Source organism: Bradyrhizobium sp. SK17, from assembly GCF_002831585.1.
In the GTDB taxonomy this organism is placed as follows: Bacteria; Pseudomonadota; Alphaproteobacteria; order Rhizobiales; family Xanthobacteraceae; genus Bradyrhizobium.
Window position 1 is genome coordinate 6,784,567 of the sequence record NZ_CP025113.1, and the last position, 22,535, is coordinate 6,807,101.

General features: G+C 64.9%; 17 protein-coding genes and 1 pseudogene. 6 read left to right on the plus strand and 12 right to left on the minus strand.

Features of this window, described 5'->3' with window-relative positions; genetic code table 11:
* Positions 1-10: 10 nt before the first annotated feature.
* From CWS35_RS31515 to rfaD, 6 genes are all read right to left on the minus strand, one after another.
* A complete protein-coding gene (locus CWS35_RS31515) occupies positions 11-952 on the minus strand; it encodes an NAD-dependent epimerase/dehydratase family protein (protein ID WP_100955304.1) in 942 nt (313 codons plus the stop codon).
* A complete protein-coding gene (locus tag CWS35_RS31520) occupies positions 949-2,163 on the minus strand; it encodes a glycosyltransferase family 4 protein (protein ID WP_100955305.1) in 1,215 nt (404 codons plus the stop codon). The genes CWS35_RS31515 and CWS35_RS31520 overlap by 4 nt, the downstream gene beginning before the upstream one ends.
* A 48-nt stretch (positions 2,164-2,211) precedes the next feature.
* Positions 2,212-4,125, minus strand: a complete 1,914-nt coding sequence (locus CWS35_RS31525; RefSeq protein WP_100955306.1) for a nucleoside-diphosphate sugar epimerase/dehydratase — start codon at positions 4,123-4,125, stop codon at positions 2,212-2,214.
* An 84-nt stretch (positions 4,126-4,209) separates the two neighbouring features.
* Complete coding sequence (locus tag CWS35_RS31530) at positions 4,210-5,493, minus strand: O-antigen ligase (RefSeq protein ID WP_024585060.1); 1,284 nt, start codon at positions 5,491-5,493, stop codon at positions 4,210-4,212.
* A gap of 8 nt (positions 5,494-5,501) precedes the next feature.
* Positions 5,502-6,974 (minus strand): D-glycero-beta-D-manno-heptose-7-phosphate kinase, encoded by a 1,473-nt coding sequence (gene rfaE1 / locus CWS35_RS31535; protein ID WP_100955307.1) that lies wholly within the window; start codon positions 6,972-6,974, stop codon positions 5,502-5,504.
* Between the two features lie 18 nt (positions 6,975-6,992).
* Positions 6,993-7,973, minus strand: a complete 981-nt coding sequence (gene rfaD, locus CWS35_RS31540; protein WP_024585062.1) for an ADP-glyceromanno-heptose 6-epimerase — start codon at positions 7,971-7,973, stop codon at positions 6,993-6,995.
* Between the two features lie 135 nt (positions 7,974-8,108).
* Here rfaD and waaF point away from each other — a divergent pair.
* Positions 8,109-9,172: pseudogene (waaF, locus tag CWS35_RS31545) on the plus strand (lipopolysaccharide heptosyltransferase II).
* On the opposite strand, the gene CWS35_RS31550 reads toward waaF, so the two are convergent.
* Positions 9,154-10,194, minus strand: a complete 1,041-nt coding sequence (locus tag CWS35_RS31550) for a glycosyltransferase family 4 protein (RefSeq protein ID WP_100956831.1) — start codon at positions 10,192-10,194, stop codon at positions 9,154-9,156. The pseudogene waaF and the gene CWS35_RS31550 overlap by 19 nt on opposite strands.
* Positions 10,195-10,331: 137 nt before the next feature.
* Between CWS35_RS31550 and galE the strand changes: the two genes are divergently transcribed.
* The 4 genes from galE to CWS35_RS31570 all read left to right on the plus strand — a co-directional run bounded on the left by galE (position 10,332) and on the right by CWS35_RS31570 (position 15,477).
* Positions 10,332-11,345: a UDP-glucose 4-epimerase GalE gene (galE, locus tag CWS35_RS31555; RefSeq protein WP_024585065.1), complete on the plus strand. Its 1,014-nt coding sequence runs from the start codon at positions 10,332-10,334 to the stop codon at positions 11,343-11,345.
* Positions 11,346-11,453: 108 nt separating this feature from the next.
* A complete protein-coding gene (locus tag CWS35_RS31560) occupies positions 11,454-13,265 on the plus strand; it encodes an ABC transporter ATP-binding protein (RefSeq protein ID WP_024585066.1) in 1,812 nt (603 codons plus the stop codon).
* Positions 13,266-13,336: 71 nt separating this feature from the next.
* The gene (locus tag CWS35_RS31565) at positions 13,337-14,548 is read left to right on the plus strand and encodes a hypothetical protein (protein ID WP_100955308.1); all 1,212 of its coding nucleotides are present in this window, start codon (positions 13,337-13,339) and stop codon (positions 14,546-14,548) included.
* 227 nt (positions 14,549-14,775) lie between these two features.
* Entirely contained in the window at positions 14,776-15,477 is a 702-nt protein-coding gene (locus tag CWS35_RS31570) for a fumarylacetoacetate hydrolase family protein (protein WP_024585068.1), read from the plus strand.
* A 66-nt stretch (positions 15,478-15,543) separates the two neighbouring features.
* Here CWS35_RS31570 and CWS35_RS31575 read toward each other — a convergent pair whose 3' ends face one another.
* From CWS35_RS31575 to CWS35_RS31590, 4 genes are all read right to left on the minus strand, one after another.
* Positions 15,544-15,765: a hypothetical protein gene (locus CWS35_RS31575; RefSeq protein WP_100955309.1), complete on the minus strand. Its 222-nt coding sequence runs from the start codon at positions 15,763-15,765 to the stop codon at positions 15,544-15,546.
* A gap of 125 nt (positions 15,766-15,890) precedes the next feature.
* Positions 15,891-16,265 (minus strand): SPW repeat protein, encoded by a 375-nt coding sequence (locus CWS35_RS31580; protein WP_245438750.1) that lies wholly within the window; start codon positions 16,263-16,265, stop codon positions 15,891-15,893.
* A gap of 19 nt (positions 16,266-16,284) precedes the next feature.
* Positions 16,285-17,670 carry an MFS transporter gene (locus tag CWS35_RS31585; protein WP_244442345.1) on the minus strand — a complete coding sequence of 462 codons (1,386 nt, stop codon included), beginning with the start codon at positions 17,668-17,670 and terminating at the stop codon, positions 16,285-16,287.
* Positions 17,671-17,865: 195 nt separating this feature from the next.
* Complete coding sequence (locus CWS35_RS31590; RefSeq protein ID WP_100955311.1) at positions 17,866-19,563, minus strand: NAD-dependent malic enzyme; 1,698 nt, start codon at positions 19,561-19,563, stop codon at positions 17,866-17,868.
* A 328-nt stretch (positions 19,564-19,891) separates the two neighbouring features.
* Here CWS35_RS31590 and CWS35_RS31595 point away from each other — a divergent pair, with 328 nt between their 5' ends.
* On the plus strand, positions 19,892-21,232 hold the full coding sequence (locus CWS35_RS31595; protein ID WP_245438751.1) for an MFS transporter: 1,341 nt from the start codon (positions 19,892-19,894) through the stop codon (positions 21,230-21,232).
* A gap of 85 nt (positions 21,233-21,317) precedes the next feature.
* Here CWS35_RS31595 and CWS35_RS31600 read toward each other — a convergent pair whose 3' ends face one another.
* Positions 21,318-22,247, minus strand: coding sequence for an aspartyl/asparaginyl beta-hydroxylase domain-containing protein (locus CWS35_RS31600; RefSeq protein WP_100955313.1), 930 nt, complete (start codon positions 22,245-22,247; stop codon positions 21,318-21,320).
* Positions 22,248-22,535 lie beyond the last annotated feature (288 nt).

Genomic DNA, 22,535 nt, shown 5'->3' on the forward strand with positions numbered 1-22,535 from the left:
TCGCCTCGGATCAGCCATCCGTCTTGCGCAGCGCGCGCCTCAGCCCATCGTCGAGGCTGATCGGCTGTTGCCATCCCGTGCTCGCGATCTTGGAAAGGTCGAGTTCGAGCGAGGTGAACAGGCTGTCATAGGCTTCCTTGCGACCGCCGATCGCGAGCGACACCTTCAAGAGCGGCAGCGGCAGCCAGAACAGGCGCGGCGAGGTTTCCGCCGCGCGGGCGAGACGCTCGACGAATTCCCGCGTCGAGACCTGCTCGCGGTCAGCCACCAGAAACACCTCGAATTCATTTCCCGGATGCGACAACCGATGCAGGATGAACGACGCCAGGTTTTCCGCCGACAGGAACGCACGGCGGTTCCCTACATCGGCCAGCGGAAGCGGCACGCGATTGATCACCGCACGCTTCAGCAAGGCGAAGTTTCCCTTTGCGCCGGCGCCGTAGATCAACGGCGGCCTGATCACGGTCACCCGCATGTTGCTGCCGGGCACAATTCCCTTCAGGCCGACCTCTGCGGCCGCCTTCGAGTTGCCGTAGAGGCCACGGGGAGTAAGCAGATCGTCTTCTCGAAACGGCGGACGCCCGTAGTTGCTGCGTCCATGCACCAGGATCGTGCTGACGAAGATGAAATCGCGAACGCCCGCGGCGGCCGCGGCGCGCGCCAGATTCAGCGTGCCCTCGATATTGACGTTGCGGTAGAGTTCAATCGCCTGTTCGTCGGACTGCTGGTGTACGCGCGCCGCAAGATGGACAACGGCATCCACGCCATCGAGTGCGGCCCGCCAATCGGTGGTCGGACTGAGTGAACCGATCGTGACGTCGTTTGCGTCTCGCGGCGGGGTTCGCACCGCGCGACGCACCTGCCAGCCGCTGCGCGCCAGCACGGGCACCACGTGGCGGCCGACGAAGCCGCTGGCCCCCGTCACCAGAACCTTCCGGCCACCGTCATTCATGCTGTCCGCTCCACATCCTGACTGGATAGCAGATCCCGCACCAGCGCGGCGTAGCTCGCGAGCGCCCGCTCCGGACTGAAGGTCCGCGCGGCCGCGACGGCGCGCTCGGCCATCGCGGTGTCCTGCGAGCGTGACGCCAACCTGATGGCATCGGCGAGTTGATCGGGCCGTTCAGGTGTGACGACCCATCCGAGGCGATTCTCGCTGACGGTCAGCGCGGCTTCGGCCTCGGGCTCGGAGACCAGGATGACGGGTCGGCCGGCCGCGAGCAGGTTGTAGAACCGGCTTGGCACCGAGACGCCGGCAACGTTCTTGCGATAGGGAATGAGCCAGACGTCGGCACTGGACAGCAGCGCATCGAGCTTGTCATCCGCGACGCGTTCGACCAGCGTCACATTGGCCAGTTGGTCCGCGGCCTGCATCTCCTTCAGCCGCGCGAAGCCCATCCCCCACCCTGAAAGCAGGAAATGGATGTCGCTCTCGTTGCGCAACAGGCGGGCTGCATGGAAAACAATGTCCGGATCGTGGGTGAAGCCCAGATTGCCCGACAGTCCGACCACGAAGCGGGCGGCGATGGCCTTACGAAACGGATTGTCCGGGTCGACGGGGCGGTTGGCGGGGGTGAGCGAGGCCCAGTTCGGAATGAACCTGATCTTGTCCGGCGTCATTCCGCCATACCGCAGCAACAGCTTCTCGGCGTCCCGGCCGATGACGATGACCGCATTCAGGGCCCGGAACATCAGCGCGTTGATCCCGCGCATCGCCCGCGCAACCAGCGAGGAAGGCCGCAACAGCCCGGCCATCACCAGCACATCGGGAAACAGGTCGTGCATGATCAGCGCCGACTTTGCGCCCTTCAACTTGGCCGCGGCCGCAACCGCATAGGGAAGCGCGAACGGCGCGGTCACGGTCAGTGCCACGTCGCCCCGCTGCAACCGCGACAACAGCGCAAGGAAGATCCGACCGGTGAACAGCGCCTCGGCCAGCGCGCGCTTGAGCAGCGCCGCCTTTCCCGGCAACCAGTTCCTGATCTCGACGACCACTGGCTGCCCGGGCGACGGCGCCCTTGCCGAGCCCGGCATGCCCGAGACCACCATCACGTCCGCCTCCTGCGCGATCCGTTCGGCGATCGCGGCCATGATCGCCGCAGTCGTGCTGTGGTCCGGCGGATAGTGCTGGCTGACGACCACGACTTTTCGAGAATGACGCATCAATGGCTTTCGAAATGATCCTGCCGCATCGCGCGCAGGACGGCGCTATCAGGCGGCATTCGATCCGAACTCGGGCACGGCGTCCTGAAGCACGGCGCGGATGGTCACGCGGTCATCCCTCGCGATCGCATCCTCGAGCGCCGCCAGCCACTTGCGCAGCGTCGACATCGGAGGCTGGTTCGGCTTGGCCGCCATCACGCCGGCGACGCCGATTTCGAGCGTCGGCTCCTGGCTTGCGAACAGGATCTCGTTCAGCCGCTCGCCGGGACGGATGCCGCTGAACACGATCTCGACGTCGACACCGGGTTGCAGGCCCGACAGCCGGATCATCCGCTCGGCGAGATCGACGATCTTGACCGGCTGGCCCATGTTCAGCACGTAGACCGAGACGTCGGGCCGCGCCGGCGTCACCGCATGCGTCGCCGCCGTGATCACGAGATCGCAAGCCTCGCGGATCGTCATGAAGTAGCGGACCATGTCCGGATGGGTCACCGTGATCGGTCCGCCGGCCTCGATCTGGGCCTTGAACTTCGGCACCACGGATCCGTTGGAGGCCAGCACATTGCCGAACCGCACCGAGATCAGCCGCATGTGCGCGTTGCCCTTGGCCTCGGTCATCAGGTCATGGTCCAGCGCCTGGCAGTACATCTCGGCAAAGCGCTTGGTCAGGCCCAGCATCGAGACCGGCTCGATCGCCTTGTCGGTCGAGATCATCACCATCGCGCTGGCGCCCGCGGCACGCGCGGCGTCGGCCACGTTCACCGATCCGAAGATGTTGGTCTTGACCCCCTCGCTCCAGTCACGCTCCAGGATCGGCACATGCTTGAGCGCGGCGGCATGGAACACGATGTCGGGCTTGAACTCGCTCATCAGCCGCGTGATTCGCTCGCGATCCCTGATGTCGGCGATCCGGCCCTCGATGACGGCGCCGGTGTCGCGCGCGGACAGCGCCTCGGTGACGGCATAGAGCGCAGGCTCCGAGTTCTCCACCACCAGCAGGCGCGCCGCACCGAAGGTCGCGACCCGGTCGCAGATTTCCGCGCCGATGGAGCCGCCGCCGCCGGTCACGATCACCGATTTGCCTTTCACCAGCGCCTCGAGCCGGGCGTAGTCGATCTTCTGGCTCGGACGCAGCAGCAGGTCCTCGACCGCGACATTGGTGAGCCGCGGCGCATCGCCGCTCTCCAGCGATGGCAGCCGGCTGACGATCAGACCCAACCGCTTGGCGCGCATCAGCACGCTCTCCGGATGCGCCTCCGGCTCGAATGCGGAGGGTGTCATGATCACGCGCTTGATCGGCTTCTGCCGGCTCTCGAAGTCGCGAATCACCGTCTCGATGTCGTCGACCCCGCCGACCACCGGAATGTTGCGGATCATCTGGCCGCGGTCCGCGACCGACGGCGAGAGCACGCCGACCGGCCAGAGCCGCTTGATGGCGCCGTTCTCGATGCCGCGCAGCACCACTTCGGCGTCGGCGGTGCGTCCGATCAGCAGCGCCGGCGCGGCGTTGTCGGACCGGGCGTGAAGGCGCGTGCGCGAGTAGCGGAAGTAACGATAGCCCAGCCGCAACGCGCTCAGCGCGAACACTTCCAGGAAGAAGAACAGGATGATCGTGACCCGGCCGAGGAACACCGGGCTTGGCGAATTCGCTCCCGTGAAGAAATAGACGTAGTCCAGCACCACGAGTGCCAGCGTCAGCACCGCCGCGACCCGCAGGATGTTCACGGCATCCGGCAGCGAGGTGAAGCGCCATTTCGCGGTGGTCAGGTTGGAGAAATAGCTCACCACAATGCTGAACAGCACGAACCAGGGCAGGATGCGCAGCAAATGCGGCAATCGGTCGGTAAGGAGGCTCCCCTCGAAACGCAGGTAAAAGCTCGCCAGCAACGCAAACGTCGTCGCGAGCGCGTCATGCACCAGAATCAGGAAATTACGCAGAGTGAATTGTGAAAGACGCGTCATCTAACGGACGGGTTACCGGCAGCTGGGAGTTCGCGACGAGACATTGGCAGGCTGATAGCGTATCTGCACAGCCCTTGCCAGCGATCATGGACGGATCGGAGGTTCGGGTTCCATATCGCCCCCCAATCGCTCGTTCAACGCCATGCCACCCGCAACCCCGACGCCAAGCACATACATCCAGCCTTCGTGAAAATCGAAGATGTGTGAATTAAACAGCGAGCTGAAAATATTCTGTACCACGACGAGAAGTCCGATCCAGTTGACGAAACCCCCGCCTCGGAACAGCAGGAGGTGCAGGACCCACATGGCGTACAGGATCGCAACACCCACAATGCCCCACTGCACGGCGACGTTCAACGTTTGATTGTGCGGGTTTCCGATCACCTCGCCGGACGCCTGGGTCACGCCACCGGTCGCGACGCGCTCGAACAGGCCGCGGGTCGCGCCGGTGCCATGGCCGATGAGCGGGGCTTCGGCAAAGAAGCCGAGCGACTTCCGCCAGAATTCGAGCCGCAAACCGAGCGACGTCGGCTCGTTGCGTTCCATATAGAGCTTGTAGTCGCGCTGGAACGACTCGGCGGTCCAGCGAAATTGCGGCGAGGCATACCACGCCACCACGGATAGCGTGGCGGCGGCACAAATGATCAGCACGATGCTGCGCCAGCGCAAATGGAGCAGCGCAAACACCGCGAACATAATCGGAACCGTGACCAGGGCCGTCCGCGACACCACCACCAGCGCCATGTTGGCGAACAGGCTGAGCGCAATCACGATCAGCAATATGGCCGGCCAGATGCGTCTCGCCCGCAGCAACATGACGATCGGATAGGCCAGCGCGACCGCGCAGAGGGTGAATTCCTGGCTCTGGTCGATGTAGTTCTTGACGAAAACGCCCTGCTCGCCGGGCGCAGGCGCCCTGAGCGCGAGGTGCGGATAGGCAAACACCAGCCAGGACATCAGCATCAAGAGCGTGCACGACACCAGGAAGGCGATGAACACCGCGGTGCCGCGGGTTGACCGCTGAAAATGATAGAGCAGGACCGGCAGCACCAGGAGCTTTGCGGTCGGCCCGACCGCGTAGAATCGGGCACCCCAGGCAGCGTCCGACCAGAGCGTGCCGACGAGCGCGAGGCAGAACAACGCGATCGGCGCGACGCAGATCGGCCGCTTCAGCAGCGCCCAGAACGCCTTCAGGTCGACGGTAGGCGCGATCGCGATCAGCAGCACCACGCCGAAGATGCCGACCAGCGAGGTCGACCACGGCAACGACAGCGCAATCAGCACCGCGACCACATCGGTCCCGGTGCGCCAGCGCACTGGATCGCGCCACCAGACCGGGCAGGCCGGGGCGGACGCCGAGGATGCCATGCTCGCGCTCACGCCTTGCCCTCGCGCGCCCGGGCAACCAGCGACGTCGTGCTGTGGCCGGGCAGGATGTCAACCAGCACGACCTCGCCGCCGGCGGCCTCGACGATCTCGTGGCCGACCACCTGCGCGCGGGTATAGTCACCGCCCTTCACCAGCACGCTCGGCCGCACCTTGGTGATCAGATTGATCGGGGTGTCCTCCTCGAAGATTGCCACGAGGTCGACGGCTTCCAGCGCCGCCAGCACTTCGGCACGGGCGCGTTCGTTCTGCACCGGACGCCCCTCGCCCTTCAGCCGCTTCACCGAGGCGTCGCTGTTCAACCCCACGATCAGGCGGTCGCAGGCGCCGCGCGCGGCCGTCAGCACCTTGACGTGGCCGGGATGCAGGATGTCGAAACAGCCATTGGTGAAGCCGATGCGCAGATCCTGCCGGCGCCATTCATCGAGATAGGCATCGATATCGCCGCCGGCCGGGACGATCTTGTCCTCGGCCGCGAGCGAAGCATGCGGCAGGATCCTGCGCCGCAATTCGTCTGACTTGACGATCGCGGTTCCGGTCTTGCCGACGGCAACCGCCGCCGCCGCGCTCGCGATCCGCAGCGCGCCTTCCCAGTCGGCGCCACCCGACAGCGCCAGCGCCAGCGCGGCCGCTACCGTATCGCCGGCGCCGGAGACGTCGCGCACCTTGACCGGCAGCGCCGGCACGTGGATCGAATCGCCGCCGCGCGTCACCAGCGTCATGCCGCGCTCGCCCTGCGTCACCAGCATCGCCTCGCAATCCGCGAGATACATCGCATCGGGCGCGGCCTGCGCGATGCTGTCCAGGCTGTCGGCGCGACTGCGGGTCGCCTCGGCGAACTCCTTGCGATTCGGCGTCAGCACGCTCGCACCGCGATAGATCGCGAGGTTGGCACTCTTGGGATCGACGATCACGCGCTTCCCCGCCTGCCGCGCTGCATCGATCACGTTGCGGATCACCCGCGCGGTGAGCACGCCCTTGGCGTAGTCGGACAACAGCACGATGTCGGCATGCGCCAGACACGGCAGGATGGTGTCGATCAGCTGCTGTTCGATGGCCGGCCCCGCCGGCGCGGCGAGTTCCCAATCGGAGCGCAGCATGTGGGTGGAGAATTGTTCGGAGACGAACCGCACCTTGCGCGTGGTCGGACGCGCGGCGTCACGCACCAACAGGGCCTCGATACCGGGCTCATTCGCGAGCGCCTCCGACAACACCGTGCCGGCGGCATCCTCGCCGATCAGGCCGACGAAGATGCAGCGGCCGCCGAGCGAGGCGATGTTGCGCGCGACGTTGCCGGCGCCGCCGATATTGGTCTCGCTGCGCCTGACCGCGATCACCGGCGCCGGCGCCTCCGGCGAGATCCGCGACACCTCGCCATAGACGAACTCGTCGAGCATCAGGTCGCCGACGCAGAGCACGGTCTGGCCGGACATCGCACGCGAGATCGCTTCAAAATCGAACATCAATCACCGTACTCAGCTTCAACGATAGCGATCGGAGCGATCGAGAAAACCCTTCACGTAGGCCCCGACTGCGTCTTCCAGGCGGGTGAAGCCGCCATTGTACCCGGCGCGGCCGAGACGATCGACGACGCTCTGGGTGAAATACTGGTAGCTGCCGCGAATCTGCTCGGGCATGTCGACATATTCGATGTTCGGCTCGCGGCCGAGCGCGCCATAGGCCGAGACGATCAGGTCCTTGAAGCTGCGTGCCTTGCCGGTGCCGACATTGAACAGCCCGGAGACCTGCGGGGTTGCGATCAGCCAGATGATCACCCGCACGACGTCATCGACATAGATGAAGTCGCGGCGCTGATCGCCATCGGCGATGCCCTCGCGATGCGACTTGAACAGCTGCACCACGCGGCCCGATTTGATGTCGTCGAAACGGCGCGCCAGCACGCTCATCATCGGGCCCTTGTGATATTCATTCGGGCCGAACACGTTGAAGAATTTCAGTCCCGCCCATTGCGGCGGCAGCCGTTCGCCCTTCGCCACCCGCTCGGCGACCGCGAGGTCGAACAGGTTCTTGCTCCAGCCGTACAGGTTCATCGGCCGCAACTGCTTCAACGCCTCGACCGAGCCATCGTCGGCAAAGCCCTGCTCGCCGTCACCATAGGTCGCGGCCGAGGAGGCATAGATGAACGGCGTCCCGTTCGCGGTGCACCAGTCGAGCAGCCGCATCGAGAGACGGAAATTGGTCTCGATCACCAGATCGCCGTCGGTTGCCGTGGTCTCCGAGATGGCGCCGAGATGGATGACGGCGTCGAGCCGCCGCCCCTTGATCCAGTCGCCGAGCTCGGCCGGGGGAACCAGATCGGCAAGCTGACGCTTGGCCAGGTTCCGCCATTTGCCGTCATGACCAAGCACGTCGCAGACCGCAACATCGCTGCGGCCGGCGTCGTTCAACGCAGCCACGACGTTCGATCCGATAAAACCGGCACCCCCGGTTACCAGAAACATTATGAAATCCCGCCAGATTCCTTTGCAGCCGCCAGCTTTGCCCCACTCCCGCGCCACAGGCAACGACGGCTTTACCTCACATCGCGAACCGGTTACCGACTTGGCCGGGTCCGACCCGGTCCTGGCTATTTAGAAATGAATATTGATTCAATATCAGATATCGAAACCGAGGATGCGCAGGATAGCCGACCGATCCTGATCGTACCCTATGTCTGGATCGGCGATTTCGTGCGCGGTCAGACCGTGGTCCGGGTGTTGCGCAAGCGCTGGCCGAACCGGCCGGTCGACCTTCTGACCTCCAGCATTTGCGCCCCTTTGGTCGATTATATGCCGGGGGTCCGGTCCGCGGTCGTGTTCGACCTGCCGCGCAGCCGGCTGGCCTTGCGCCGGCAGCAGGCGCTGGCGGCCGAGCTTCGCACCCGGAACTACGCCACCGCGCTGGTGCTGCCACGGACCTGGAAGTCCGCCCTTGCACCGGCGCTGGCGGGGATCCCCGAGCGGGTCGGCTTCTTCGGCGAGGTCCGGTTCGGCCTGATCAACGCGATGCGATGGGGCGAAAAGCAGCTGCCGCGCTTCATCGACAAGAACGCCGTCCTGGCGCTGCCGGACGGCGCGGCCCGGCCGCCCGAATGGCCGGTGCCTCAGCTTCGGGTTCCCGCCGACGAGATCGCGCGGTGGCGGCAGGCCAACGGCCTCGGCACCGGCCCCGCCATCGCCCTGGGCCCCGGCTCGGTCGGCGCCTCGAAGCGCTGGACCTATTATCCGGAAGCCGCGCGGCTGTTTGCCGAGCGCGGCTTCGATGTCTGGGTGGTCGGTGGCCCCGGCGAGAAGGCACTGGCGGAGCAGATCGCCGCAATCGGCGGGCCGCGGGTGCGCGATCTCACCGGCACCGATTTGCGCAACGGCGCGCTGGCGATGGCCGCGGCCAGCGTCGCGATCGCCAACGATTCCGGGCTGATGCACATCGCCGCCGCGATCGGCACCCCGACAATGGGCATCTTCGGCCCGACCGACCCTTATCTCTGGGCCCCCTCAACCCGCTCGCCGCGACGGTGCGGCAAACGAAGAGCACGCTGTCGTGCCAACCGTGCCAGCGCACGGTCTGCACCATGAACGACCACCGCTGCATGCGCGACATCGCGGCCGAGGAGGTCGTGGGGATCGCGCAGCGCGTGCTGGCTCAGATCAACATGCGATAGACCCCGGCGATCGCGCCGGCTTCCGCATCGAGGCTGAACTTATCCACAACTCGTTGGCGCGCTCGCGCTCCCATCGCCGCCGCCGCGGCCGGATCGCGCATCAACGGCTCGAGCGCGGCCGCCAGCGCGTCGGCGTCGCCAGGCGGCGTCAGCACGCCGGTGACGCCGTCCTCGACGACGAATTCAGCGGCACCGGCGCGTGCCGCCACCAGCGCCGCACCGGCCGACATCGCCTCGATCAAGGTCAGGCCAAAGCCTTCATTGCGCGAGGTGAAGGCGTAGATGGTCAGCCGCGGATACCAGCGCACGACATCCTCGATCGGCAATTCGCCCGTGATGATGATACGCGATTGCAGGCCGGCGGCCTCGATCTTCCGCTTCAACTCGCCGGCGAAAGCAAGTTGCTCCGGCACAACGGCGCCGACGATGACGGCGGTGAAATCGGGATAGCGCGGCAGCAATCTGCACATCGCCTCGACGAACACGTCGCTGCCCTTTTGCGCGCGCACCCGTCCGAAGCAGCCGATCGCATAGCGGCCCGGCAATCCGCTCTCGGCAAACGCCGCCGCGCGATCGGCCGGCGGCGTATAGCGGTCGGTGTCGACGCCATGCATCACCACGGTAGCTTCACGCTTCAGATATGAGGCCGACAGCGGGCTGGTGGCGATGACCGCATCCATGTTGCGGATCAGCCAGCGCGTCAGCCAGGTGTGATGACGCTGCGCGGCCGAGGTGAACAGCAGTTTCAACGGCCAGCCGAGCGCGCGCAGTATAAGCCCCGCGATCATCTCGTCATTGCGCCGCGCGTGCCAGATCACGGGACGCGCGCGTCGCCACAGCCGCAAGAGATCGCCAAGGCCCATCGCATCGATGCCGTCGGGCCGATGCGAACCGAGCCATGCCGCGCGGAACATGCTTGCGAGCTTCGGCGCGACCATGCGGTTGGTCGCGGTGACACCCGAATAGCGGCGGTGCAGGTTGGGCACGATGAGCTCGAGCTCGCCGGCAGGTGTGTTCTCGATCGGCACGCAAGTCTCCGTTTCGCGCCAGTTCCTATACGCAACATTAAGCATAGTGGCCAGTTCGGCCGCCGCGAAACCCCCTCTTCACCGCACTGCCGTTAGCATCGCCGGTTAAAGATATCGGGAGAGCTTGATCGATGACCGTGCTCGTGACCGGCGGTGCCGGCTATATCGGAAGTCACATGGTCCATGCGCTGGTCGATGCCGGCGAGAGCGTCGTCGTGATCGATAATCTCTCCACCGGTTTCTCCGCGTTCCTGCCCGAAGGCGTGCCGCTGTTCATCGGCGATGCCGGCGACGAGAACCTCGTCGAGGGCGTGATCGCACAACATGGCATCGATAGCATCATCCATTTCGCCGGCTCCGTGGTGGTGCCGGACTCGATGCGCGATCCGCTCGGCTACTACCGCAACAACACCATGACGACGCGCAGCCTGCTCAATGCGGCGGTGAAGCGCGGCGTCAGCCGCTTCATCTTCTCCTCGACCGCGGCGGTCTACGGCAATCCGGACCAGGTGCCGGTGCCGGAGATCGCGCCGACGCGGCCGCTGTCGCCCTACGGCTCGTCGAAGCTGATGACCGAGATCATGCTGCACGACGTCGCCTCCGCCCATGGCATGAGCTACGTCGTGCTGCGCTACTTCAACGTCGCCGGCGCCGACCCGAAGGGCCGCGTCGGCCTCGCCACCATCGGCGCCACCCATCTGCTCAAGATCGCGGTCGAGGCCGCGACCGGCCAGCGCGCCAAGATCGACGTGTTCGGCACCGACTATCCGACCCATGACGGTAGCTGCGTGCGCGACTTCATCCATGTCAGCGACCTCGTCGAGGCGCACCGCTCGGCGCTGGCCTATCTGCGCGGCGGCGGGCAATCGGTGACGATGAATTGCGGCTACGGCCGCGGCTATTCCGTGCTCGAGACCATCGAAGCGGTGCGCCGGGTCTCGATGCGCAATTTCGCGGTCGCCTATGCCGGGCGCCGGCCCGGCGACATCATGACCATGGTGGCCGACACGGGGCGGATCCGGTCGCTGCTCGACTGGACGCCGCGGTATGATGATCTCGAGACCATCGCGAGCCATGCGCTGGCCTGGGAGGAAAAGCTGTTCCGGGAGCGCGGCGGCGCTCCGCGACAGGCAGAATCGGCCTAAAAATCAAGCCGTTATCAAGCCGTTATTGTGCTTGAAAAAGCCCCGCCAAGCGGGCAAGGAGGTCCGCAACCCTGACGGCCGGCGCTGCCCGCCGTCAATGGAACGCGGATGGCTCAGTTTCCAAAGAAAATTACCGACGATCCCTATGGCGCGGCGATCCTGATCCGCCGCCTGGTCATGGAACAAGGGATTACCTATTGGCGACGCTATCTGATGGCGTTCGGCCTGATGGCGATCGCGGCCGGCTCGACCGCCGGCGCCACCTATGTCCTCGGCCAGGTGATCAACCAGGCCTATGTCGACAAGAATATCCCCGGCATCGCGATGTTCGCCGGCATCACGGTGGTGCTGCTGTTCATCAAGGGCGTGGCGACCTACGGCCACATGGTGATCCTGAACAAGATCTCGAACGCCATTCTCGCCAGCAATCAGCGGCAATTGTTCGCCAAGCTGATGAGCGAGAGCATCGGCTTCTTCTCGCAGCGGCACTCGTCGGAGTTCCTGGCGCGGCTCACCGCCGGCGCCAAGTCGATCACCGACGTGCTCAACATGCTGGTGAATGCGATCGGTCGCGACTTCCTGATGCTGATCAGCATGCTCGCCGTGATGGTGTGGCAGGATCCGCTGATGTCGTTCATCGGACTGGTGGCGGTGCCGCCGGCGATGCTGATGCTGCGCAAGCTGGTGAAGCGGATCAAGGGCCTCGCCTACAACCAGTTCACCGGCACCGCCGACATCATGGAGACGATGCAGGAATCGTTGCAGGGCATCCGCACCGTGAAGGCGTTCACGCTGGAAGACGCCATGCAGCAGCGGATCGACGAGCACATCGCGACCGTCGAGAACAATGCCAACAAGATGGCGCGCGTCGCCAACCGCTCCAACCCGCTGATGGAGATGCTCGGCGGCTTCGCGGTCGCCGGCTGCCTGCTCTATGGCGGCTACAGCGTGGTGGCGCTCGGCTCCACGCCGGGTCAGTTCTTCACCTTCCTGACTGCCTTCCTGATGGCGACCGAGCCGGCCAAGCGGCTGGCGCGGCTCAACATCGACCTCAACAGCCAGCTGGTCGGCGCGCGCATGCTGCTCGAAGTGGTCGACAGCCCGGCCAGCGAGCAGACCGACGACGACAAGCCGGCGCTAAAACTCACCGATGCGCGGATCGAGCTGCGCGATGTCAGCTTCGGCTATCGCCCCGGCGAGCCGGTGCTGAACCGGATGAGCTTCACGGCCGAGCCCGGCAAGGTGACCGCGCTGGTCGGCCCGTCCGGCGGCGGCAAGTCGACGGTGCTCGCCTTGCTGCTGCGGTTCTACGAGACGCAAGAGGGCGAGATCCTGATCGACGACCAGTCGATCTCGCAGGTCTCGCGCAGGTCGCTGCGGCAGCAGACCGCCTATGTCGGCCAGGACGTCTATCTGTTCCGCGACAGCATCCGCGCCAACATCGCCTTCGGCAAGCAGGGTGCCACCGAGGCCGAGATCGTCGAGGCCGCCAAGGCCGCCTGCGCCCACGACTTCATCATGAGCTTCCCGCTCGGCTACGACACGCCGGTCGGCGAGCACGGCACCCAGCTCTCCGGCGGCCAGCGCCAGCGCATCGCGGTGGCCCGCGCGCTGATCAAGAACGCGCCGATCATCCTGCTCGACGAGGCCACCGCCGCGCTTGACTCGGAGTCCGAGAAGCAGGTGCAGGAGGCGATCGAGCATCTCTGCCAGGGCCGCACCACGATCGTGATCGCGCACCGCCTGCACACCATCATGCACGCCGATGCGATCCTGGTGGTCGAGGGCGGCGAGATCGTCGAGCGCGGACGCCACGATGAGCTGTTGCGCCGCGGCGGCCGTTACGCCTCGTTCTTCCGCCTGCAACATCGCGAGTTTGGCGCCTCGGGCCCAGTGCTTGCCCTCGCAGCCGAGTCATAAATCTTACTCGACGTTCGTGTTTTCTTTTGACGTTCATCAGAGCTCGCCGCTGACATTTTGAAGGGCGTATCATGAATGCGGCCGACGAAACGGGACTGAAAAACGCCGTCGCTCCCGCAAGAACCTATCGGCTGCAACTGCTCTGGCGAATATTTCTCCCGCTTTCCAGCTTGGCGATGTTGTTCGGCGGATTGGTCATCTGCTACGCGGCGTTGACCCAGCCGGGAGATTTACCGATCGAGGGCTTGACGGCTATCTGGTTGTTGGGAGTCGCGACCGCCGCCTTGTCAGTTTCGATTATGGTTTATTTCACCGGCTGGCGCGTAACCGTCACTGATGACATGATCGAGACATCGAATTGGGTGAGCAGCCGTCGTCTCCGCCGCGACGAGATTGCGGGACGCAAGATCGTCCAAAGGTGGACCGTCGTTGTGCCTTCGCGCGCTGAGCTTAAGAGCATTTGCCTTCCTTGCCACCTGCTAGATCCAGATACGGCATTTTTCGTCTGGCTTTCGGGCTTGCGAGATCTGGACGCTGAAGGCTTGCGAGAATCGACCGCCGCTATTGCTGCGAATGTCGCGCTAGGAGCGACCTGCGACGAACGCCTGCGTAAACTCGCCCTGGCCAAGAAAACCGCGGCCGGGTTGAAGTTCACGGCGATTGTCCTCGGCCTGTGGTCCATCGTCGTTCCATTTCCGCATCCACTGGTGATCGTGAGCCTCGCGGTGCTTCCGGCCTTGGCTATTGCATTGACGTTGTTGTCACGGGAACTCTTCCATGTCGGTCCTGGGACCAACGACGCCCGCGCCAACCTGGGAATGGTCGCCGTGTTTCCCGCGCTCGCGATCATGGCGCGCATGCTGTTCGACAACTACATGGTCAGTTGGCTCCCGCTGATCGGAGCTGCCGTCCTCGGCATGGCGCTGTCCACCGTAGCTCTCATGATCTGCAATCGCGATCTGCGCCAGCAGCCGTTGAAGCCGCTTCTGGTCGGATTGTGCACCGCGATCTACGCGTTTGGCACGATCGGCGAGGCAAACGCTCTGCTCGACAATTCGCCTGCAACCGTGTTTCAGAGCAGAATCCTTGACAAGCATATCTACCACGGCAAGCGGACATCTTATCACCTCAAGCTTGCTCCGTGGGGACCACTGCACGAAACCGGCGACATCAACGTACCGTCTGATGTCTATCATGAGCTGGAGGTGAACAAGATGGCCTGTGTCCTCGTCCGGCGCGGTGCGCTGGAAATGCCCTGGTTCAGCGTTCAAGCGTGTCATTGATCGGCGCACCGCCAGGTCTCATCCGTGCGGGGCCGGTCCTGCGCGCAACATGCACAGAACGTTGCGGGCCATCACTTTGCGCCTGATCGCGACCGTGCAACCGGACCCCGGAGGCTCAGCGAAAAGTTACCTTCACATCTCCGCCTGCTGGCGCAGCCACTAGCCCCAAACGTCGTAACCGCGTAATACGGCCGGCGCGCCCTTCTTCAACCCTCCGGGATCCGTTCATGAACGCCACCTCCACCGTCATTCCGCTTCCCCCGCAGCCTTCGCTCCCCGTCGTCGGCGAAACCGGCACCTATCCGGTGCGTCGCATCTGGTGCGTCGGGCGCAACTATCTCGAGCACATCAGGGAGATGGGCAATGACGAGCGCGCGCCGCCGTTCTTCTTCGGCAAGCACGCCGACATGCTGGTGCCCGATGGCGCGACGATCCCCTATCCGCCGCTGACCAAGGACCTGCACCACGAGGTCGAACTGGTGGTGGCGATGAAGAGCGGCGGGCTGAACATTCCCGCCGACAAGGCGCTCGATCACGTCTACGGCTATGCCGTCGGCATCGACCTGACCCGCCGCGACCTGCAGATCGCCTCGCGCAAGAAGGAGCGGCCCTGGGAGGTCGGCAAGTCGTTCGACTATTCCGCGCCCTGCTCCGCGATCCAGCCGGCCTCGAAGATCGGCCACCCGACGGCGGGCAAGATCTGGCTCACCGTCAACGGCAAGGAAGCCCAGAAGGGTGACCTCACCGAACTGATCTGGAACGTGCCGGAGATCATCTGGCAGCTCTCGCAGCAGGTGAAGCTCGCCGCCGGCGACATCATCATGACCGGTACGCCAGCTGGCGTCTCGCAGTTGCAACCGGGCGACAAGATCGAATGCGGCGTCGACGGTGTCGGCAAGCTCGCCGTGACGATCGGCAAGCCGGAATAGAACTGGCTTCGATGGATGAGGCCAAGAGCCCCGGACCTTAGGTCCGGGGCTTTTTGTTGCGCGAGGTCAGCGCATCGTGCCGGGCATGCAGGGCGGCTCGGTGAACGGAGCCGTTGCGAACGATCCGACGTTCGGCGCGCGCACGCAATCGGTGGTCTTGCTGCTGACCGCTGTGGTCGCCGACGCATGGGCGCGTCGCGCCGCGGCATTGGTGCCGGCGGCGGACGCCTGCGCCGAATACGCAGCTGCCGCGACCAGGGCAACGGTCACGAGGGTCAATTTGGTCATTGGGTTTCTCCGCGCGATGGGTGAAGCCGACCAAGCTCGGCTCCTGCGAACAAGACCGCCGTCGTGCATGGATATTTCATCACGCGCGATCACCGAACCGCGAGGCACCCCGTGCGTGGCGAGTCCTAATGCCTTGCCGCGCCCTGCGCGGCCGGGCCGAGATGCGTCTTCTCGTACTCGAGCCACAGCTCGAGCAATGCCATGAACGCGACCACCGCACCCGCAATGATGCTGAAATGCATGGCGCGGGTGTGCGCGAAGCCGAGCAGCCAGGGCGAGACGATCAGCCAGCAGCCGACCAGCAGATTGATCCATTCCTCCCAGACCGAAAACGCGACGATCGCCGCCAGCGACATCATCGCGATCGCTGCACCGCTGATCCTGAGATCGATCGACGCCGTCAGGTTGGCGTGCGCGAACAGCCATGGTGCGGCGAGCAGGAAGATCGCCGCGGCGAGGTTGTAGAGATCGAGTGCCGATTCGTTTCGCCATTTCATCATCTGCTTCTCCCTTGCTCGTTCAAACCGGCCGCTGGTGCGCAGCCGCGGCATTGATGTCCTTGCCGGTGTAGTCGGTCATCAGCGCGGTCGCGATCAGCGTGATGACGGCGCAAATCGCGATATAGACCGCGATCGCAGTCGACGAATGATAGGTGCCGAACAGCCATGCCGCGATCAGCGGCGCCGGACCGCCGGCGATCACGGAGGCGAGCTGGTAGCCGAGCGAAGCTCCGCTGTAGCGCAGCCGGCCGGTAAAGCTCTCGGCGATCAGGGCGGCCTGCGGACCGTACAGCATGTCGTGCGGAACGAGCGACAGGATGATCGCCAGGAAGATGATCGGCACCGATCCGGTATTGAGCATCGCGAAATAGATGAAGCCAAAGATGCCGGTCGCCGCTGCGCCGATCATGTACATGTTCTTGCGGCCGATCTGGTCGGACAGGTGCCCGAACACCGGGATCGACACGAACGACAGCACCGAGGCCGCGAGGACCGCCGTCAACAACAGGTCGCGCGATACGTGCAGCGTGCCGATACCGTAGGAGAACACGAAGGCGGTGAAGATGTAGAACGGCGCCTGCTCGGCCATGCGCGCAAAGGCGGACAGCAATATCTCCTTCGGATGGTCGCGGATCACCGTCAGCATCGGCGTGCGGTCGACCTTGCGCTCCGCCAGCAGCCTGGTGAACACCGGCGTTTCGAGAATGCCGAGCCGGATGTAGAGGCCGACGCCGACCAGAATGATGCTGAGCGCGAACGGAACACGCCAGCCCCATGCCAGGAACTGATCACCCGACATCTGACTGAATGCCAGCACGGCAAGATTGGCGAGGAACAGCCCGCAGGGCACGCCGAATTGCGGCCATGACGCGACCAGGCCGCGCGAGTGATCGTTGCGCGCCCATTCCATCGACATCAGCACCGAGCCGCCCCACTCGCCGCCTACGCCGACACCCTGGATGAAGCGCAGCACTGTGAGGATCACCGCGCCCCAGATGCCGATGCTGGAATAGGTTGGCACCAACGCGACTGCCGCGGTCGCAAGACCCATCAGCAGCAGCGTCGCAATCAGCGTCGACTTGCGGCCGATGCGGTCGCCATAGTGCCCGAAGATCGCAGCACCGATCGGGCGCGCGACGAAGCCGACCGCATAGATCGCGAACGCTTCCAGCGTGCCGACCCAATGATCGGAATGCGGAAAGAACAGCTTTGCGAATACCAGGCCGGTGACGGTGCTGTAGAGGAAGAAGTCGTACCATTCGATCGCGGTGCCGACCGTGGATGCGATCACCGCGCGGCGCAGCTGGAGCTGATGCTCGGCTGGCGTGAGCTGGTTGGAGTCGGGGCCAAACGTTTGGCTGGTTTGACCAGGTGTTTGATTGGGTGCTTGGCCAGAAATTGGCATGGGAGCGTCTCCCTCGGACAGGCCCCCGGATGGATCGTGACCGCTTGGGTCGTTTGAGCACAAACGAGCGTGCCGCGCAGAAGGTTCCAGCGGAAAGCAACGTCAGGGCTAGAACTTTAGTCGGCCGCGGCAGCGCCTCGCGCCTTCGCACCGCTTGCAGGCGGGTGCGAAGAATCGCGTCGGGCGCCTGTGCGGCTACGCCCGATCGCTACACCGATACGGCACGTAGCGCGGGGTCCAGATCTTGGCCTGGATGCGCGCCTCGACCTGGTCGATCGGAACGTCCTTGGCGAGCCCCTCCTTGTGCGCCTGCAGCGCCACCGCCAGTGCGACCGTCAGCGCGACGTCGCGCAGCGCGCTGACTGGTGGCAGCAGATTGTGCTTCGGATTGTTGCGGGCCGGCGACACGCTGGCCAGCGCCTTGGCGGCAGCCATGAACATCCCGTCGCTGATCCGGCTGGCGCCGACCGCAAGCGCGCCGACACCGACGCCAGGGAAGATGTAGGAGTTGTTGGTCTGGTCGACCTTGAAGCGGGCACCGTCGCGCGTGATCGGCGGGAACGGGCTGCCGACGCCGATCAGGGCCCGCCCCTCCGTCCACGCCTCGATATCGGCGGGCGTCGCCTCCTCGCGCGAGGTCGGGTTCGACAGCGGGAAGATCACCGGCCGTTTGTTGCACTCGGCCATCGCGCGGACGATCGGCTCGGAGAATGCGCCGGCCTGGCCGGAGACGCCGATCAACACGGTCGGTCGCGCGTTGCGCACCACGTCGAGCAGCCCGATCTTGTCCGGATGGCTGAGCTGCCAGCCTGCGGTCGCCTGCTTGCCTTGCACGAACGGCAACTGGAACGGGGCAAGCCCGCTCATGCCCTCGAGCAGCAGACCATCGCGGTCGACCATGAAGAAGCGTTTCGACGCCTCGTCCTCCGACAGGCCGGCATCGACCATCGCGGCGCGGATCAGGCTGGCGATGCCGCAGCCGGCGGAGCCGGCGCCGAGCACCGCGACGCGCTGTTCGGTGAGCGGCACGCCGGTGACGTTGATCGCGGAGAGCAAGGCGCCGGTCGCCACCGCGGCGGTGCCCTGGATGTCGTCGTTGAAGGTCAACAGCCGGTCGCGATAGCGCTCCAGCATGCGCGTCGCATTGTTCTTGGCGAAATCCTCCCATTGCAGCAGCACGCGCGGCCAGCGCTTCACCACCGCCGAGACGAATGCCTCGATGAAGTCGTCATAGGCCTGGCCGCGGACGCGCTCGTTGCGCCAGCCGATATAGAGCGGATCCGCCAGGCAATCGGGATTGTCGGTGCCGACGTCGAGCAGGATCGGCAGCGTGGTCGCCGGATGGAGGCCGCCGCAGCCGGTGTAGAGCGCGAGCTTGCCGATCGGGATACCCATGCCGCCGGCGCCCTGGTCGCCGAGACCGAGGATGCGTTCGCCATCGGTCACCACGATCGCCTCGACATGGTCGAAACGCGGATGAGCGAAAATGCGGTCGATCCGGTGCTGGTGTGGGATGCTGAGGAACAGCCCGCGGGGCTTGCGAAACAGGCGGCTGAATTTTTGGCAACCCTCACCGACGGTTGGCGTGTAGACGATCGGCAACAGCTCTTCGAGGTTGCTGACCAAGAGCGCGTAGAACAGCGTCTCGTTGGTGTCCTGCAGCTCGCGCAGAAAGGCATAGCGCTCGATGTCCGTCTCGTAGCCGCGCAACGCCTCGAGGCGGCGCGAGACCTGCTCGTCCAGCGTCAGGATGTTGGGCGGCAGCAGGCCGTGCAGATCGAACGTCTCGCGCTCGGCTTCGGAGAACGCCGTGCCCTTGTTCAACCGGGGATCGGCCAACAGCTCGTAGCCGCTCAGCGCAGTGGTCGCGAAAGCTCCAGATGTCTCCGGCATGACAAGGTCCCCTGAGTGCGAAATGTCAAATCGGACTGTAGCACTTCGACACGTACAAGGCAGCGCGAACTCACCCTGCCCGCCAAGTTCTTCCACCCCATGAACGGATCAACCATCCGTCACATCGCGAGAGTGTGATCGGCGGTCGGCACGCCGACGTTCGGCGCAGACCCGTCGGCGCGCTCGTCTTCGACGCACAGCGCGCGGTCACCAACCACGGCCAAAGGTCCATGTCAAAATCGCAACGCAGGCTGGACGACGACCGTTCTGGTTCGACCCGTCACACGCCGATACTGTGCGGCAAAATCACAGGTGAGGAAAACGAATCATGTCGGGAATGGAGCTTGCGACGCCACGGCTGAAATCTATTCAACGCGTCGCGCTGGCTCTGCTGGTCGTTGCCGGGGTCGTCAACTACATCGATCGCGCGACGCTCGCGGTTGCCAATCCGCTGATCCGCGAGGAACTCGGGTTGTCGATTGCGGATATGGGTTACCTGCTTTCCGCCTTCCTGTGGGCCTACGCATTCTCGCAGCTCCCCACCGGCGCGATGGTCGACCGGCTGGGTCCGCGCCTGCTTCTCACCATGGGTCTCAGCCTGTGGTCGTTGGCGCAGCTGATCGGCGGCCTGGTGCAGAATTTCGGCCAGTTCTTCGGGGCGCGCGTCCTGCTCGGAATTGGCGAAGCCCCGCAATTCCCGACCGGCGCGCGCGTGGTGCGGGACTGGTTCAACCAGCGCGACCGCGGCCTCGCCACCGGCGTGTTCAATTGCGCGTCATCGCTCGGCACCGCGATCGCCGTGCCGCTGCTGACCTATCTGATGCTGACATTCGGCTGGCGCGCGATGTTCGTGATCATGGGTATCGCCGGCCTGATCGTCGCCGCCTGCTGGTACCTGCTCTATCGCAATCCCGAGCAGGTTGCGCTCACCGCGCACGAGAACGCCTACCGGACGCAAGGCGATCCGCCCGGCCAGCGCACCAAGGTCACGTTCCGCGACTGGTCGCTGTTGTTCCGCTTCCGCACCACCTGGGGCATGATCTTCGGCTATTTCGGCTGCATCTATTTGACCTGGATCTACACCGCCTGGCTGCCGGGCTATCTCGAGATCGAACGGCATATGAGCGTAAAATACACCGGATGGGCGGCCGCGGTGCCGTTCGCCTGCGGTGTGGTCGGCGGCGTCATCGGCGGATACATCGCCGACATCCTGGTACGCCGCGGCGTCGAGCCGCTGAGGAGCCGGCGTTACCCGGCCGCGATCTCGCTGCTTGGGACGGCGGCCTGCACGGTGGCCGCGGCCTATGTCGAGAGCAATGCGCTCGCGATCGCCTTCATCTCGATCTCGCTGTTCCTGGTCTATGTCACCAGCACCTGCGCCTGGGCACTCAGTTCGGTCGCGGTCCCGACCAACTGCACCGCCTCGATCGGCTCGGTGCAGAATTTCGGCGGATATCTCGGCGGCGCGCTGGCGCCGACCGTGACCGGCCTGATCGTGCAGAAGACGGGTTCGTTCGTCCCAGCCCTCGTCGTCGGCGCCCTGATCGGCGTCGTCTCGGCGGGATGCTATCTGTTGATCGTCGACCAGCCGATCACTGGGGCCGATATGGATGCCGCCTCCGACGCCAAGATCGATACGCTCGGCGTCGGCGCCAATCGGGAGCGGTAGGCCAGGACGAGACGGCGGCCGGCAAAGCAAGAGCCCCGGAGCACCGCTCCGGGGCTTTGCAGTCAGTGCGGCAAACCAGCTGCGGTCAGCGCAGCGCCGATACCACGATCAGGCCGAGGATCAGCGCGGTCACGGAATATTTCAGCGTGTAGTACACGTTCCGATTCCACTCCTTGACCTTGCGGCTGGCGAGATGGACCTCGTAGAGCTTGCCGAACACCTTGTTCAGCGCGCCGACATGCTCGCCGTCGACGTTCTGGGTGGCCGACGCCTTGACGATGTTGTGGCTGACCCAGCGGTTGATCCGGGTCATGAAGCCGTACTTCATCGGGCGCTCGACATCGCAGAACAGGATGATGCGGTTGACGTCGGTCTTGTTCTCGGCGCTGTGGATGAAGGTCTCGTCGAACATGAAGGCCTCGCCGTCGCGCCAGACGCATTCGACGCCATCGACGAGAATGCGGCACTGGTTCGAGTTCGGCGTCACCAGGCCGAGGTGATAGCGCAGGGAGCCCGCGAACGGATCGCGGTGCGCGCCGAGCTTGCCGCCGGGCGGCAGCATCGCGAACATCGCGCCGTGCACGTTCGGGATCGAATTCAACAGCTCCACCGTCTGCGGGCACAGCGTGCGCGCCGACGGCAGGAAGTCGTCGTACCATTTCAGGTAGAACCGCTTCCAGCCGCTCTTGAAGAACGAATAGAAGCCCCAGTCGTTGTTCTTGGCCGCGGCGCGGATGAAGCCCTCGTCGAACAGCCGGGTCGCCTCGTCGCGGATGGTCTCCCAATTGTCGGAGAGCTTCTTCAGCTCGGGAAACTGCTCGACCGGGATCACCGGCGTGTTGGGCACGGCCGAGCCCGCATACATCAGCACATTGTAGGGCGCGAGATAGGTCGAGTGATCGCCGAGCTGGCGCGCGAAGCGCAACCGCTGCTTGCCGCGGAAGTGCACGTAAAGTGTGGAGGCCACCAGCACGTAGAGAATAACGAGCTGCGGCGCGAAGAGCTGTCTCAACATGATCCGTCTATGATCGCAGTGCGCCGACGCTCTTCATGCGAGCCGCCCCGCAAGAGCCGATCCCGGTGAAGGCTGGCTCCGCCGGGCGGCGAAGGCATCGCCGTCCGCGAAAATTCCCCTGTTCATACTGACTTGGTACTGCCGCGAGCTCTGGCGTGGGCTGAAGCCCTGCCGCAGTGCCGTCCCGGATGAGCCATGTAAGCGTATACTCACCAAATGTGAAGCACCGCCTCATTCGAGGACGCAATCATGTGGCAACATTCACACACGTCAAATTCGCCATTGACA

Excerpts from the sequence above, each read along its gene's own strand:
- CWS35_RS31515 (WP_100955304.1), bottom strand. The coding sequence starts at position 952 with ATGAATGACGGTGGCCGGAAGGTTCTGGTGACGGGGGCCAGCGGCTTC.
- CWS35_RS31520 (WP_100955305.1), bottom strand. The coding sequence starts at position 2,163 with ATGCGTCATTCTCGAAAAGTCGTGGTCGTCAGCCAGCACTATCCGCCG.
- CWS35_RS31525 (WP_100955306.1), bottom strand. The coding sequence starts at position 4,125 with ATGACGCGTCTTTCACAATTCACTCTGCGTAATTTCCTGATTCTGGTG.
- CWS35_RS31530 (WP_024585060.1), bottom strand. The coding sequence starts at position 5,493 with ATGGCATCCTCGGCGTCCGCCCCGGCCTGCCCGGTCTGGTGGCGCGAT.
- rfaE1 (WP_100955307.1), bottom strand. The coding sequence starts at position 6,974 with ATGTTCGATTTTGAAGCGATCTCGCGTGCGATGTCCGGCCAGACCGTG.
- rfaD (WP_024585062.1), bottom strand. The coding sequence starts at position 7,973 with ATGTTTCTGGTAACCGGGGGTGCCGGTTTTATCGGATCGAACGTCGTG.
- galE (WP_024585065.1), top strand. The coding sequence starts at position 10,332 with ATGACCGTGCTCGTGACCGGCGGTGCCGGCTATATCGGAAGTCACATG.
- CWS35_RS31560 (WP_024585066.1), top strand. The coding sequence starts at position 11,454 with ATGGCTCAGTTTCCAAAGAAAATTACCGACGATCCCTATGGCGCGGCG.
- CWS35_RS31565 (WP_100955308.1), top strand. The coding sequence starts at position 13,337 with ATGAATGCGGCCGACGAAACGGGACTGAAAAACGCCGTCGCTCCCGCA.
- CWS35_RS31570 (WP_024585068.1), top strand. The coding sequence starts at position 14,776 with ATGAACGCCACCTCCACCGTCATTCCGCTTCCCCCGCAGCCTTCGCTC.
- CWS35_RS31575 (WP_100955309.1), bottom strand. The coding sequence starts at position 15,765 with ATGACCAAATTGACCCTCGTGACCGTTGCCCTGGTCGCGGCAGCTGCG.
- CWS35_RS31580 (WP_245438750.1), bottom strand. The coding sequence starts at position 16,265 with ATGATGAAATGGCGAAACGAATCGGCACTCGATCTCTACAACCTCGCC.
- CWS35_RS31585 (WP_244442345.1), bottom strand. The coding sequence starts at position 17,670 with ATGCCAATTTCTGGCCAAGCACCCAATCAAACACCTGGTCAAACCAGC.
- CWS35_RS31590 (WP_100955311.1), bottom strand. The coding sequence starts at position 19,563 with ATGCCGGAGACATCTGGAGCTTTCGCGACCACTGCGCTGAGCGGCTAC.
- CWS35_RS31595 (WP_245438751.1), top strand. The coding sequence starts at position 19,892 with ATGTCGGGAATGGAGCTTGCGACGCCACGGCTGAAATCTATTCAACGC.
- CWS35_RS31600 (WP_100955313.1), bottom strand. The coding sequence starts at position 22,247 with ATGTTGAGACAGCTCTTCGCGCCGCAGCTCGTTATTCTCTACGTGCTG.